Raw genomic sequence first — 12,016 nt, 5'->3', positions numbered from 1 at the left:
TTCACACCCCTGCCTGCCGGCGGACGATCTCCGTAATCCAGACTGGTGCGTAGGGTGAGGTGCAGTTAGGCGGCGTGGGATAGTCCTTGAGCACTTCCAGCCGTTCGCCGATGGCTATGGCGCGGGAGCGAAACTGGGGGTGAGCGATCCCGATCTGGGCGAGGCAGGTGTTCATAGCCCACTGCAGCCGGCTGGGTGCGTCCTGCATGTGCGCCTCTATTGTGTCCAGCAGGGCTGGCAGGTCCAGGCCATCGGCGTTTTTGGCCACCCGATCGCTGGTCAGCGCCCAGCCGGCGCTTGCCACCACGGGGTCGGGGTCGGTGAACCAGGTGCGGCGCAGGTCTTCGACGTGCTGATTCTTCTTGACGACATAGTTCACCAGCCAGTCCTGCACCTTTGGACTACGTGCCTCGCGCAGCATGGAATCCAGTTCGTCCTGGGTGAAGGACTTGGGCCTGCAGATCAGCAGCGCCAGCAGGCGAGCCGCGGTGTCACCGGTTTGCCAGAGCTGACGGGACAGCTCCTGCTGCGCCTTCAGCTCCTTGGCGACGGCGCGAAGCCGGGTCAGGTTCACCCCGTGGTCGTCACCGTGCCTCTCGTTGATCGCCCGCATCTTCGGGTCCTCAAGGGAGGCCAGCTGGTCCATCACCTCATTCACCGTGGTTCCGGTGCTTGTTACGGGCATGCTGCTGTTTCCTCTCACGTCCAGTGGGCGGGCCCGGGGATCTCTGCGGTGCCGCTGCTGCCTCGCAGGACCCTGTTCCGCAGCGCAACCGCAGCAGGAACGAGCGCCAGCCCGGCAAGAAGCCCCATGAGCATCAGCGGGCCGCCCACGGAGGCTACGGACCCGGCGTGTGCGCAAATCCCGGCAACGGTTATGCCGGACAGACCGAGAGACGCTGCGATGACGTTTGCCGGTTCGGCTGCACCGAGAGTTAGTCCGCCTTCTGCCACCACGATGCTGAGTATCCGCCACGCCGCCAGCAGCGCCGCTTCAAGGCAGGCTACCGCCACAATCGCCGCAATCGCGTACGGGACGGCGAGATGTGCGGCCTGCGGATACGCCGCGGCGTACTCGCCCGCAAGGCGCGGCAGCAGCACTGTCTGCGACAACAGGGCCAGGAGTCCCAGGGTCACCAGGACAAAACGGAGTGGCAGTGCTTCCTGCTTGGTCATAGCGCAATGCTCGTCAGGTCCGTTCGTACTGTCAACCACACGTTTGTGGGCCCTGCTCATTCGTTCGGGCCAGCAACCTTCGGGGAGATAACGCTGGAAAGCGGCATCCGGGTTTAACCTTCGTGGAGATAACGCTCGTATGGCGCTCCCAATACGGCGTTATCTCCCCAAACGTTTCGCGGAACCCGCTCCAAAGAGCGTCAAGTCACCGAAGGTTATTGTGCCGACCGTATTGCCGGCGATCTCTACGGCAGGAGGGCTTGGGCCAGGCGGCACGCCGGTTGCCGATCCGCCGGTCCGTTCCTTCCGGCCGCCCTGTCAGAGTCTCTTCAACGCAGCAGCCAGGTACGGCGCCGTCCGGCTCGCTTCACAGGCAGCAACTTCCTCGGCGGGTCCGGCACAGATGATCCGGCCGCCGTCGCCGCCGCCTGCCGGACCCATGTCGATCACCCAGTCAGCAGACGCCACCACGTTCATCGAGTGCTCAACGACCACCACCGTATCGCCGGCCTCCACCAGCCGGTTCAGCTGGGCCAGCAGAAGCTGCACATCCTGCGGGTGCAGGCCGGTAGTTGGCTCGTCCAGCAGGTAGAGGGTGTGCCCGCGCCGGGCGCGCTGCAGTTCGGTGGCCAGTTTAATGCGCTGCGCTTCGCCGCCGGAGAGCTCCGTGGCGGGCTGGCCGAGCCTCAGGTAACCGAGGCCGACGTCGAGCAGGGTGTTCAGGCTGCGGGCTGCGGCCGGAAGGTCGGACAGGAACTCCGCCGCGGTTTCCACCCGCATGCCAAGGACATCCGCAATGGATTTGCCCCGGTAGGTGATTTCCAGGGTCTCGTCGTTGTACCGGGCACCGTGGCAGTCGGGGCAGGGGCCGTAGGTGCCGGGAAGGAACAACAGTTCGACGGCGAGGAAGCCCTCACCCTGGCAGGTTTCACAACGGCCGCCGGCAACGTTAAAGGAGAACCGCCCGGCGTTGTAGCCGCGTGCCCGTGCTTCGTCCGTGCCGGCGTAGAGCTTGCGGACGTGGTCGAACAGGCCGGTATAGGTGGCCAGGTTCGAGCGCGGCGTCCGGCCGATGGGCCGCTGGTCTACCTTCACCAGCCGGTCAAGGTGTTCCAGCCCGCTGATGTCCCGCACCTGGACACCGGGATCCTCACTGCCCGCTTCCATGGTCTCGTCCTCGTCCTCGGCTTCCGGCGGCGCGCCGTTGACCTGGGTGCCTACGGCTTCGGCGAGGACCTGGCTGACCAGGGTGGACTTGCCGGACCCGGACACGCCGGTGACGGCGGTAAGCACACCCAGCGGAATGTCGGCGTCGAGCTCCCGCAGGTTATGCCGCGAGATGCCCTTCAGGGACAGCCAGCGCTCAGCCCTGCGCCGGGCAGGAGCGGTTTCCTCCTCCTCGCCGAAGAGGAAGGGACGGGTAGCGCTCTCAGCCACATTGGCAAGGCCCTCCACCGGGCCGCTGTAGAGCACGGTTCCGCCGCCGTCGCCCGCCTGCGGGCCGACGTCGACGATCCATTCGGCGCTGCGCACCACGTCCATGTTGTGCTCGACGACGAACACCGAGTTCCCTGCGTCCTTGAGCTCCTGCAGCACGGCCAACAGCGGTTCGGCGTCGGCCGGATGCAGTCCGGCGGACGGTTCGTCCAGCACGTAGACCACGCCGAACAGGCCCGACCGAAGCTGGGTGGCGATGCGCAGCCGCTGCATCTCCCCCGGTGAGAGCGTCGGAGTGGCACGGGACAGGCTGAGGTAGCCCAGGCCAAGCGAGATCAGGATCTCGAGGCGGGACAGAAGGTCACGCGTGATGGTGACGGCAACCTCGGTGTCCTCGTTCGACGCCGCTGACCGGGAGGCCGTGCCGGCAGCCTTGAGTTCCGCCGTCGGCCGGATGATCTCGGCCAGCTCGCCCAGGGTTGCTCCGTTGAGTTCAGCGATGTTGTGGCCGGCGAAAGTGACGGCCAGTGCCTCCGGACGCAGGCCCGCTCCTCCACAGACCGGGCAGGGGCCGGAGACCATGTACTCCAGGACCCGTTCCCGCATCTTCGAACTGCCGGAATCGGCCAGGGTGTGCAGCACGTAGCTGCGGGCGCTCCAGAAACGGCCCTTGTAGGGCTTGGCGACGCGGTCGCGCTGCGGTGTGATGGTGACCACGGGCTGTTCCTCGGTGAAGAGGATCCAGTCGCGGTCCTTCTTCGGGAGCTTCCGCCAGGGCACATCGACGTCGTAGCCCAGGTGAATCAGGATGTCCCGCAGGTTCTTGCCCTGCCAGGCACCCGGCCAGGCAGCGATGGCACCCTCGCGGATGGTCCGGGACGGATCAGGGACCAGGGACTCTTCGGTCACGGTGTGAGCGATGCCCAGGCCGGAGCATTCGCGGCACGCGCCCGCGGCAGTGTTGGGTGAGAAGGCATCCGAATCCAGGCTGCCGGGCTCGGCGTCGGCCGGATAGGTGCCGCCGCGGGAGAAGAGCATCCGCATCGAGTTTGAAAGCGTGGTGAGCGTGCCAACCGTCGACCGCGAACTGGCCGTGCCTCGGCGCTGCTGGAGCGCGACGGCGGGGGGCAGGCCCGTGATGGCCTCCACCTTGGGATTGTGGCCCTGGGAGATCAGGCGCCGCGCATACGGCGCAACCGATTCGAAGTACCGCTTCTGTGCCTCGGCGTAGATGGTTCCGAACGCCAGGGACGACTTGCCTGAGCCGGAGATTCCAGTGAACGCAACGATCGCGTCACGGGGAATGTCGACGTCTACGCTGCGCAGGTTGTTTTCCTGGGCGCCGCGGACACGGACCATGCCGTTGCCCTCGGGGTCGGAGGAGGAGCTGGGAGCGGGCTGGGCAGCAGATACGGGTTTAGTGCTCACCCATCGACGCTAACAGGCAGCCTGCTTCCCAATCAGTGAATCCGGCTGGGTTTCACCAACGGCGTGATCAGCGCACAAACGGATAGGTTGGAATCTATGAAGGACCAGATAGAGCAGATCCTGGCTCAGTGGACAACGGAACGGCCGGATCTTGATGCCTCTCCCATGGCTGTCATCGGGCGGATCTCCCGGGTGTCCCGGAAGGTGGATACCCGGCTGGCGGCAACCTTCGCGAGGCATGGTCTCGACGCCGCTGCTTTTGATGTCCTGGCGACCCTGCGCCGCTCCGGTGCTCCGTACACCCTGAGCCCGTCAGAGCTGACGGCCAGCACCATGGTCACCTCCGCGGCAATTGCCCAGCGGCTGAACCGGCTGGAGGAACGGGGTTTGGTGTCCCGTACCAAAAACTCCTCGGACGGGCGGGGAAAGAAGGTGGCGCTCACAGCTGACGGACTTGCGCTGGTTGAGCGGGTGCTGCCGGATCATCTGGCGACTGAGGAGAGCATCCTGGCGGGCCTCAGCTCCGAGGAGCGGAAGGCTCTCGCCGGACTGCTGGCTCGCATCGAGGGAACCCTGGACCGGAAATAGTCTGTACAACCTCCGCCCGCGCTGGTTGAGTACCGAACATGGCTCCCCGAAGCAGCTCTTCCGTCTGGCCGGCAGTGCACGAGGAACGCCGCGCGCTGATTGCGGATCTGGAGGACCTTCCGGAAGATGCGTGGCAGAGGCCGTCTCTGTGTCCCGGCTGGAGTGTCCACGATGTCCTTGCCCATCTGGTGGACACCGCACGAACCACCCGGCTGGGTTTCCTGCGCGGCATGGTGAGGGCTCGCTTCGACTTTGACCGCAGCAATGCCGACGGCGTCCGAAAGCACCGCGGAAGCAGCCCGGCTGAAACCCTGGAGGCGTTTCGCTCGGTTCAGCACCGGACCAGCGGACCGCCGGCACCACGTGCCACCCGCCTGGTTGAAGCAGTGGTTCACGGCGAGGACATCCGGCGACCGCTCGGGATTGTCCGCGCCTATCCCCCTGCGTCTGTGCTCGCGGCGCTGCGGCATCAGGTGGAGACATCAGTGAAGCTGGGCGGCGGCAAGGAGCGGGCGAACGGACTGCGGCTGATTGCCTCCGACATGACTTTCGAACATGGCAGCGCTGACCTGGTGGGCGGTCCTGCAGTGGCACTGCTGCTGGCGGTGTCCGGCCGCCCGGTCCGCGAGGGCGAGCTCAACGGCAGCAGCACCGCAGTGCTGCGGCTGATGCGGACGTGATGGCTGCACGGGACCGATCCCCATTTTCTCCGGTTCACTAGCCAGCGTGTCATCCTGCACAAAACCGCGCACAAGATCCTAGTCGTGGAAATGCATCAGTCTCCAGCGGCCACCCAGTTCTGCCTGCAGCTGGTCCTGCAGATCAGCAGCCAGCGCTCTAATGTCGGGCTCCAGATACACGTCGCCGAAGATTACTGCAAAGGAGCAGACAGCGAGTGAGGCACTGATGTCCCAATCACCCCACAGCGCATGCCAGTCACAGTTTGGGCAGGTGAGACTGGGTTCAAGACGGCTCGCGAGCCAGTCCGCGGCAAGGGGGACTGTGCCGTCAAAGTCAGTTTCCGTGCCGCACCGCCGGCACACCGGTCCCAGTGGGCCGCCCCCTGGGAAATACAGGTCATGCCCGGCGACGAACGAGATGGCGAAGTGGTTCTTCGGAGGCACCAGCTCCCGTAGGCGCGGTCCCAGAGCATCCGCAGGATGCTTGGAATACATGTCGTCACTGGCATTCGGGTCCGGGGAACTCAAGCCGTTGGCCCGGAACCACGCCCGTACGTCCCGCATGCGCTCGTCAGCATGGGCGTTCTCCACTGACAGGTCCAGCAGTATTTCCCGGCGGTCTCCCATTGCCACACCCTAACCCAGGCGGGCGATTCCAGGGCGTGCGTCCTGCCCCGCCAATCCCGGGAGTCCCCCACCATCGCATCGATTCGATAGGTTGGGCCGCATGACTTTGACAGTGACTGATGCCCTGGCCCTCAGCGGGCACCAATGGGCGTGGATAGATCTGTACTGGGGAAACCGGCAAGAAACGGCACATGAGGTGGCGGAACGCATCCTGCCAACCCTGGGGCTGGTCCGGGCCCGGTTTCCGGCAGCGGAGGCCCAGTGGCTGATACGCACTGGGAGAACCTTCGGGCTAATGGAGGAGCTACCCGTCCCGGAGGATCCCAACGAACTGGGTGCCCTCATCGCAAGCCCCCGGCAAAAAGATGCCGCCGACGGGCTGTCCGTGCAGGGGACGCTGGAAGCGCGTTACACCTTGTATGAGGGGCATGATCCCGAAGCCGGCAGAATTTTCGATTTCTCAGCCGAAGCAGGCGCGGGGTACAACGGTATTTCGCTCCGGCTCCCGGGAGGTTTCCTGCTCGGCACCCCGGAGGAAGCTGCAGAATGGTTCCGCAGGCTGGTAGCCATCTGGGAACCGGGATTCGCCGCAGTAGGATCCACGGTGGCTCAGGCTGCGATGATGGACCGGGGAGTACAGCTGGACACCCGTTTCCTTGAGAAGCTTCCCGTCGGATACCTCAACTGGTTTTCTCTGGCCGCATACGGACGCCCGTCTCCTCCCTCTCAGCATCAGCATGAGTATCCGGACGGAACGCTGGTAGCCGTCAGTAAATGGTCAACAGCGGCTGCCGTGGAGCTCGGCGTCGAAATGGAGGGCCGTGGAATGCTGCACTGGCCGCCGCGGGACACGCCGGCGCCCGGCCCGATCCCCTAGCTGTTCGGTGTCCACTGGACGTGCCGGATCCAGCCGGGAAGATCCAGAGGACCGTCCCCGCCGACCAGTGCCCGAGTGGCCTCAAAGTCTGCCTGGTAGGCCGGGGTTTCGGCGAACCAGCGGAACATGGCCGCCATGTCGCTGTCTGCGCCGACTGCTTCCAGGGGAAGGGCTTCGTAGCGGGCAGGAAGTCCGGCCGCTTCCCCGAACGCTTCAGCGATCTGGCTGCCGGTTCGTTTATCGCCGCCGATCTCGACGGCCCCGCCCGGAACCTCAGCGCCAAGCAGAACTGATGCCGCAGCCCGGCCGAGATCCCGGACAGCGAGCATCTCAAGCGGGATGCCGTCGGGAAACGGCAGGCGGCGTTCCTCAACCTTCCGCTTGCTCTCAAAATGCGGCACCCCTGATTCCCTTTCGGCCCCTCCTCCATCGGATAGGGGGATTGCCGCTCGGACGTCGAACCTGCGGTACCGGGTAACCGCGATATGTACATTTCCGGGCCTTGGGGCAAGAATCGCTCCATCATCTTCCGCCCACCAAGCGAGGAACACAATGTCATTTCAGGCGTACCTGGACACTATCGAGAAAAAGACGGGGCGAACTCCCCGCCAGCTCGCGGACGAAGCCCGGGCAAAGGGTTTCGACGGGCCTGACGTTAAAGCCGGTGAAATCCTTGAGTGGCTGAAAACGGACTACGGACTGGGCCGCGGCCACGGGATGGCGCTGGTGTATGTGATCCGCAATGGTCCCTCGATCGATGCCAGGCATGTGGGGACCTCCGGACCGCACCGGGACGAATCAGACACGCTCTGGCTGGACGGGAACGCGACCAAACCGTCGTGAGGTCCGAAGGATCCGAAGAAGCGGGGATTCACCACCGCAGTCCCGGACCCTCCGGCCTCCACTCCGGAACTAGAACAAGGCAACCTTCGGCGTCTGCGGGAAGATCCGGTCCAGTTCCTCAAGATCCTTCTCGGACGGCACCCAGGAAGCGGCTTCGGCGTTCTGCTGAACCTGTTCCGGCTTCGTGGCACCCGCGATCACGGAGGCAACCGACGGACGGGACGCCAGCCATGAGAACGCCACCTGCACCTCGGTCAGGCCGCGGTCGCGGGCGAAGTCACCGAACTCGCGCAGCTGGTCGAAGTCGGCGTTCTGCAGCAGGTTGGTGCGCGAGTGGGTCAGCCGGCTTCCCTCGGGAGCCTGGCCGGAGCTGTACTTCCCGGTGAGCAGGCCGTTGGCCAGCGGGAAGTAGGGCAGCACACCCAGTCCGTAGGCTTCCGCAGCGGGAGTGACTTCCAGTTCGGCCCGGCGGTCCAGCAGGTTGTAGTGGTTCTGTGCCGAGATGAACCGGGTGCTGCCCTTCATGCGGGCAGTGAACTCAGCCTCCGCGATCTGCCAGCCGGTGCGGTTTGAGTGGCCGATGTAGCGCACCTTGCCGCTGGTCACCAGATCGTCCAGAGCCGCGAGGGTCTCGTCGATCGGAGTCAGCGGGTCCGGTGTGTGGAACTGGTACAAGTCAATCCAGTCCGTTCCAAGCCGGCGCAGGGACGCCTCGACGGCAGCGACGATATAGCGGCGGGATCCGCGCGCGCCGAAATCAGGACCGTTGGCCCCCTGCATGTCCATGCCGAACTTGGTCGCCAGGACAATATCTGCGCGGCGTGCACCCAGTGCCTTGCCCAGCCGGATTTCGCTCAGTCCGGGTTCGGCGCCGTAGATATCGGCAGTATCGAAGAGGGTTATCCCTGCGTCGATAGCGGCGTGGACGACGGCGTCCGTTCCCTCCTGGGATTCGGTTGCCGTGCCTGCACGGCCCAGGTTGTTGCAGCCGAGGCCAACCGTGGAAACGGTCAGTCCGGAATTGCCAAGTCTGTTGTAGGTGGTCATCCTGCCACGCTATCAACTACCGCTGCCCGCATGCGGTAATCCGCCCCGCTAGGGGCCGAAGGCGCTCATTGGCCCATTGAGGCTTGGAGGCTTGTCCGTCTCCAGGATGTACTGGACGGGAATGGGCCCGGTGGGAAGCAGGCCCGGATAGATGCTCTCATGGTTGCGGCGGCGCGGTTGGTTCCCGCTCTCCTTCAACCGGCGGGAAAACGCCGGCGAGGAAACCGGGTCCAGCCCGGCCTGCTCGCACCAGATGATGTAAATGCCGTACAAGTCCGCCGTCGGCGTGGCCTCGTCTTCGCTGAGGCCGGTGATGGTGCATTCCCGCAAAAAGTCCGTCACGGGACCGGATTGTGCCTGTTCCATACTGCCGACACTAGCCACGCGCCCCTCCGGTGGGAAGAGCCGCTAAGGTGAACTTTTACCTTCGCTGCGCAAATAGTCTTCAAAGCTCAGCGGCGCCGCACCGGTGAGTTCAGCGACGTCGTCACTAACCCGGGCCATTTGCCCGGCTGCGATGGCCGCGTAGCTGGTGGCCCACGCCACCGCCTGCCACTGCGTGGCGCCCGTGGCCAGCCGGGATTCGACCGCTTCGTCCAGGGATTCGGCATGGTAGGTGATGTTCTCACCGGTGACGCGGGAAAGAATCTCCGCTACCTCGGCCATGGTCAGGGCCTCGGGCCCGGTCAGTGTGTAGGTCCGGTGGGCATGAGGCACGGGATCGGCCAGGATCCGTGCTGCTGAACGAGCGACGTCGGTCCGCGCCACCGGGGCAAACCGGCCGTCCGCTGCGGGACCGCGGATCACGCCGTCGCGCCCTACAAAGGAAGGCAGGATGTCCTGGTAGAAGGCATCGCGCAGGAACGTAAACTCCAGTCCGCGTTCCCGGATGTACTGCTCGGTGTCCCAGTGGTCACGTCCCAGGGTGAACACATCATTCTCCGAGGCCCCCATGAACGAAGTGTAGACAATGTGCCTTACCCCGGCGTCAACGGCCGCGTCGACGAACGTGCGCTGGTCCTGGGCGCGGTATGGATTCTCCGCTGCCGACACCATAAAGAGGGTCTGCGTTCCCCGGAGCGCACGCTCAGCGTGTTCCTTGTCCGCGTAGGACACCGCGAAGGTGGGCGTGTCCGGCTGCTGCGGAACCCGGGCGGTATGCCGCGCCAGCAGGCGCAGCGGTACGCCCTGCCCTGCCAGCAGACGTGCGACCATACCGCCAAGTGCACCGGTGGCTCCCGTGACGGCGAGAGGAGGGAGGTCGTTCGGCATTGGCGCCACCTGCTTTCCTTGCCCCGCCGGGGCTGCGGAGCTTACTTGATCTTCGGTATCTGTCCTGTGGGTGCCTGCTGACCCGGCAGCGGCCGGGCGAAGGGAACCTTAGTTCCCAGCACCTGGGCGACGACGTCGTTGGCCACCTGGCGGGCCGTAAGGCCCACGCGCTCCATGACTTCGGCACGGGTGCCGTGGTCCAGGAACTCGACCGGTAGGCCCACTTCATTCAGGGCGGTGTCCACGCCTGCCGCCCTCATCTCCTGGCGGATCCGGGATCCGACTCCCCCGGCCCGCACACCGTCCTCAATGACGATCACGATCCGGTGCTCGGCCGCCATGCAGACGATCGACCGCGGAACCGGCAGCACCCAGCGCGGATCCACCACGGTGGAACTTATCCCCTGGTCGCCGAGGCGGTCGGCGACTTCCAGCGCCATCTCCGCCATGGCTCCAACACTGACGATCAGGACGTCGTTGCTGGCATCACCGGAGGGGCGGCGGGCCAGGATGTCCACGCCGTCCTCGGTGCGTTCCTCAGCTTCAACGTCCGGTCCTACGGTTCCCTTGGAGAAACGGACCACGCTGGGCGCGTCGGAGATCGCGACAGCCTCCCGAAGTTCTTCCCGGAGCCGGGTGGCATCTCGGGGAGCTGCCAGGTGCAGTCCGGGCACAATCTGCAGCATGGACATGTCCCACATGCCGTGGTGGCTGGCGCCGTCCGGCCCGGTAACCCCGGCGCGGTCAAGGACGATCGTCACGCCGGCCTTGTGCAGGGCCACGTCCATGAGCAGCTGGTCGAATGCCCGGTTCAGGAAGGTGGCGTAGAGCGCGACCACGGGATGCAGTCCCCCGTAGGCCATACCGGCCGCGGAGGTGAGGGCATGCTGCTCGGCGATGCCGACGTCGAACACCCGTTCCGGATGCTTCTCAGCCATGCGGTGCAGGCCCACGGGGATGAGCATGGCACCGGTGATACCGACGATGTCCTTCCGTTCGTCGGCGATGTCTGCGATTTCGGTGGCGAAGACGGAGGTCCAGGACTGCTTGCCGCCGGCGGCTACGGGGGCACCGGTTTCGGGATCGATCACTCCCACTGCATGGAATTGGTCTTCCACGTGCGCCCGCGCAGGGGCGTAGCCGTGGCCCTTTTCGGTGATCGCGTGGACGATCACCGGTCCGGCGAAATTCTTGGCCTTTTCCAGCGCCTGTTCCACAGCCTCAAGGTCATGGCCGTCGACCGGCCCGACGTACTTCATTCCGAGGTCTTCGAAGAGACCCTGGGGTGCCCACCAGTCCTTGACGCCCTTCTTGGCTGCGTGGAGGCTGTGGTACGCGAACCGGCCCACGGGTCCCCCGTTCTGCAGGCGGCCCTTCCACCAGTCCATGGTGTTTTCGTACATGTGGTGTGTGCGCACGGCGTCGATGGTCGGCCGCAGCGAGGCAAGGTAATCCGCCACGCCGCCGATGGTGGGCGCGTAGGAACGGCCGTTGTCGTTGACCACGATCACCACACGCCGCTTTTGGTCGGCAGCGATGTTGTTCAGGGCTTCCCAGGCCATGCCCCCGGTGAGGGCACCGTCGCCCACCATGACAACCGTGTACCGGTCGCCTTCACCGTTGAGCTGCCGGGCGCGGGAGATGCCGTCAGCCCAGGACAGGGAGGAAGAAGCGTGCGAGCTCTCCACGATGTCGTGGACAGATTCTGCCCGTGAGGGGTAGCCGGAGAGGCCGCCCTGCTGGCGCAGGGTCGAGAAGTCCTGGCGGCCGGTGAGCATCTTGTGCACGTAGGACTGGTGGCCTGTGTCAAAGACGATGCTGTCCCGCGGTGAGTCGAACACCCGGTGGATGCCCATGGTTAGTTCAACGACGCCCAGGTTAGGTCCCAGATGCCCGCCGGTCTGGGCCACATTCGTGATGAGGAATGAGCGGATTTCCTCGGCGAGGGCTGAGAGCTGGGAGCTGCTCAGCTTACTGAGGTCCCGCGGATCACGGATGGTTTCCAGAAGTCCCAAGAGGGCGCCTCCCTTGCGTCTTAGGC

The 12,016-nt window shown here is 65.3% G+C and carries 13 protein-coding genes; 4 read left to right on the top strand and 9 right to left on the bottom strand.

Annotated elements, in window-relative coordinates; all coding sequences use genetic code 11:
- Position 1: 1 nt before the first annotated feature.
- The 3 genes from ABFX29_RS11095 to uvrA form a co-directional block, all read right to left on the bottom strand.
- The gene (locus ABFX29_RS11095; RefSeq protein WP_152229094.1) at positions 2 to 685 is read right to left on the bottom strand and encodes a DNA alkylation repair protein; all 684 of its coding nucleotides are present in this window, start codon (positions 683 to 685) and stop codon (positions 2 to 4) included.
- A 14-nt stretch (positions 686 to 699) separates the two neighbouring features.
- Positions 700 to 1,176, bottom strand: a complete 477-nt coding sequence (locus tag ABFX29_RS11090; RefSeq protein WP_152229095.1) for a DUF2975 domain-containing protein — start codon at positions 1,174 to 1,176, stop codon at positions 700 to 702.
- Positions 1,177 to 1,494: 318 nt separating this feature from the next.
- Positions 1,495 to 3,972, bottom strand: coding sequence for an excinuclease ABC subunit UvrA (gene uvrA, locus ABFX29_RS11085; RefSeq protein ID WP_152229238.1), 2,478 nt, complete (start codon positions 3,970 to 3,972; stop codon positions 1,495 to 1,497).
- Between the two features lie 165 nt (positions 3,973 to 4,137).
- Here uvrA and ABFX29_RS11080 point away from each other — a divergent pair, with 165 nt between their 5' ends.
- Both ABFX29_RS11080 and ABFX29_RS11075 read left to right on the top strand, forming a co-directional pair.
- A complete protein-coding gene (locus tag ABFX29_RS11080; protein WP_152229096.1) occupies positions 4,138 to 4,629 on the top strand; it encodes a MarR family winged helix-turn-helix transcriptional regulator in 492 nt (163 codons plus the stop codon).
- A gap of 38 nt (positions 4,630 to 4,667) precedes the next feature.
- A complete protein-coding gene (locus ABFX29_RS11075) occupies positions 4,668 to 5,309 on the top strand; it encodes a maleylpyruvate isomerase family mycothiol-dependent enzyme (RefSeq protein WP_152229097.1) in 642 nt (213 codons plus the stop codon).
- A gap of 78 nt (positions 5,310 to 5,387) precedes the next feature.
- On the opposite strand, the gene ABFX29_RS11070 is transcribed toward ABFX29_RS11075, so the two are convergent.
- Positions 5,388 to 5,936 carry a hypothetical protein gene (locus tag ABFX29_RS11070; protein ID WP_152229098.1) on the bottom strand — a complete coding sequence of 183 codons (549 nt, stop codon included), beginning with the start codon at positions 5,934 to 5,936 and terminating at the stop codon, positions 5,388 to 5,390.
- Positions 5,937 to 6,231: 295 nt separating this feature from the next.
- Between ABFX29_RS11070 and ABFX29_RS11065 the strand changes: the two genes are divergently transcribed.
- Positions 6,232 to 6,813, top strand: coding sequence for a hypothetical protein (locus ABFX29_RS11065; RefSeq protein WP_152229099.1), 582 nt, complete (start codon positions 6,232 to 6,234; stop codon positions 6,811 to 6,813).
- On the opposite strand, the gene ABFX29_RS11060 is transcribed toward ABFX29_RS11065, so the two are convergent.
- Positions 6,810 to 7,214 carry an NmrA family NAD(P)-binding protein gene (locus ABFX29_RS11060; protein ID WP_152229100.1) on the bottom strand — a complete coding sequence of 135 codons (405 nt, stop codon included), beginning with the start codon at positions 7,212 to 7,214 and terminating at the stop codon, positions 6,810 to 6,812. The two genes, ABFX29_RS11065 and ABFX29_RS11060, sit on opposite strands and share 4 nt — an antisense overlap.
- Positions 7,215 to 7,365: 151 nt before the next feature.
- Between ABFX29_RS11060 and ABFX29_RS11055 the strand changes: the two genes are divergently transcribed.
- Positions 7,366 to 7,656 (top strand): DUF4287 domain-containing protein, encoded by a 291-nt coding sequence (locus ABFX29_RS11055; protein WP_152229101.1) that lies wholly within the window; start codon positions 7,366 to 7,368, stop codon positions 7,654 to 7,656.
- A gap of 69 nt (positions 7,657 to 7,725) precedes the next feature.
- Here the strand turns inward: ABFX29_RS11055 and ABFX29_RS11050 are convergent, their stop codons facing one another.
- From ABFX29_RS11050 to dxs, 4 genes are read right to left on the bottom strand one after another with little or no spacing between them, the layout of a single operon-like run.
- Positions 7,726 to 8,703: an aldo/keto reductase gene (locus tag ABFX29_RS11050; RefSeq protein WP_152229102.1), complete on the bottom strand. Its 978-nt coding sequence runs from the start codon at positions 8,701 to 8,703 to the stop codon at positions 7,726 to 7,728.
- A gap of 48 nt (positions 8,704 to 8,751) precedes the next feature.
- Positions 8,752 to 9,069 (bottom strand): primase-like DNA-binding domain-containing protein, encoded by a 318-nt coding sequence (locus ABFX29_RS11045; RefSeq protein ID WP_152229103.1) that lies wholly within the window; start codon positions 9,067 to 9,069, stop codon positions 8,752 to 8,754.
- Positions 9,070 to 9,111: 42 nt separating this feature from the next.
- Complete coding sequence (locus ABFX29_RS11040; RefSeq protein ID WP_152229104.1) at positions 9,112 to 9,975, bottom strand: SDR family oxidoreductase; 864 nt, start codon at positions 9,973 to 9,975, stop codon at positions 9,112 to 9,114.
- A 41-nt stretch (positions 9,976 to 10,016) separates the two neighbouring features.
- Positions 10,017 to 11,990, bottom strand: a complete 1,974-nt coding sequence (gene dxs, locus ABFX29_RS11035; RefSeq protein WP_152229105.1) for a 1-deoxy-D-xylulose-5-phosphate synthase — start codon at positions 11,988 to 11,990, stop codon at positions 10,017 to 10,019.
- Positions 11,991 to 12,016 lie beyond the last annotated feature (26 nt).

The sequence above is a fragment of the Arthrobacter gandavensis genome (genome assembly GCF_039528575.1).
In the GTDB taxonomy this organism is placed as follows: domain Bacteria; phylum Actinomycetota; class Actinomycetes; order Actinomycetales; family Micrococcaceae; genus Arthrobacter_B; species Arthrobacter_B citreus_B.
The sequence above is the reverse complement of the archived record's forward strand: the minus strand, read 5'-3'. Positions and strand labels throughout refer to the sequence as shown.

What these genes read in the sequence shown, in the direction of transcription:
- ABFX29_RS11095 (WP_152229094.1), bottom strand. Translation starts at nt 685, where the DNA reads ATGCCCGTAACAAGCACCGGAACCACGGTGAATGAGGTGATGGACCAG.
- ABFX29_RS11090 (WP_152229095.1), bottom strand. Translation starts at nt 1,176, where the DNA reads ATGACCAAGCAGGAAGCACTGCCACTCCGTTTTGTCCTGGTGACCCTG.
- uvrA (WP_152229238.1), bottom strand. Translation starts at nt 3,972, where the DNA reads ATGGTCCGTGTCCGCGGCGCCCAGGAAAACAACCTGCGCAGCGTAGAC.
- ABFX29_RS11080 (WP_152229096.1), top strand. Translation starts at nt 4,138, where the DNA reads ATGAAGGACCAGATAGAGCAGATCCTGGCTCAGTGGACAACGGAACGG.
- ABFX29_RS11075 (WP_152229097.1), top strand. Translation starts at nt 4,668, where the DNA reads ATGGCTCCCCGAAGCAGCTCTTCCGTCTGGCCGGCAGTGCACGAGGAA.
- ABFX29_RS11070 (WP_152229098.1), bottom strand. Translation starts at nt 5,936, where the DNA reads ATGGGAGACCGCCGGGAAATACTGCTGGACCTGTCAGTGGAGAACGCC.
- ABFX29_RS11065 (WP_152229099.1), top strand. Translation starts at nt 6,232, where the DNA reads ATGGAGGAGCTACCCGTCCCGGAGGATCCCAACGAACTGGGTGCCCTC.
- ABFX29_RS11055 (WP_152229101.1), top strand. Translation starts at nt 7,366, where the DNA reads ATGTCATTTCAGGCGTACCTGGACACTATCGAGAAAAAGACGGGGCGA.
- ABFX29_RS11050 (WP_152229102.1), bottom strand. Translation starts at nt 8,703, where the DNA reads ATGACCACCTACAACAGACTTGGCAATTCCGGACTGACCGTTTCCACG.
- ABFX29_RS11045 (WP_152229103.1), bottom strand. Translation starts at nt 9,069, where the DNA reads ATGGAACAGGCACAATCCGGTCCCGTGACGGACTTTTTGCGGGAATGC.
- ABFX29_RS11040 (WP_152229104.1), bottom strand. Translation starts at nt 9,975, where the DNA reads ATGCCGAACGACCTCCCTCCTCTCGCCGTCACGGGAGCCACCGGTGCA.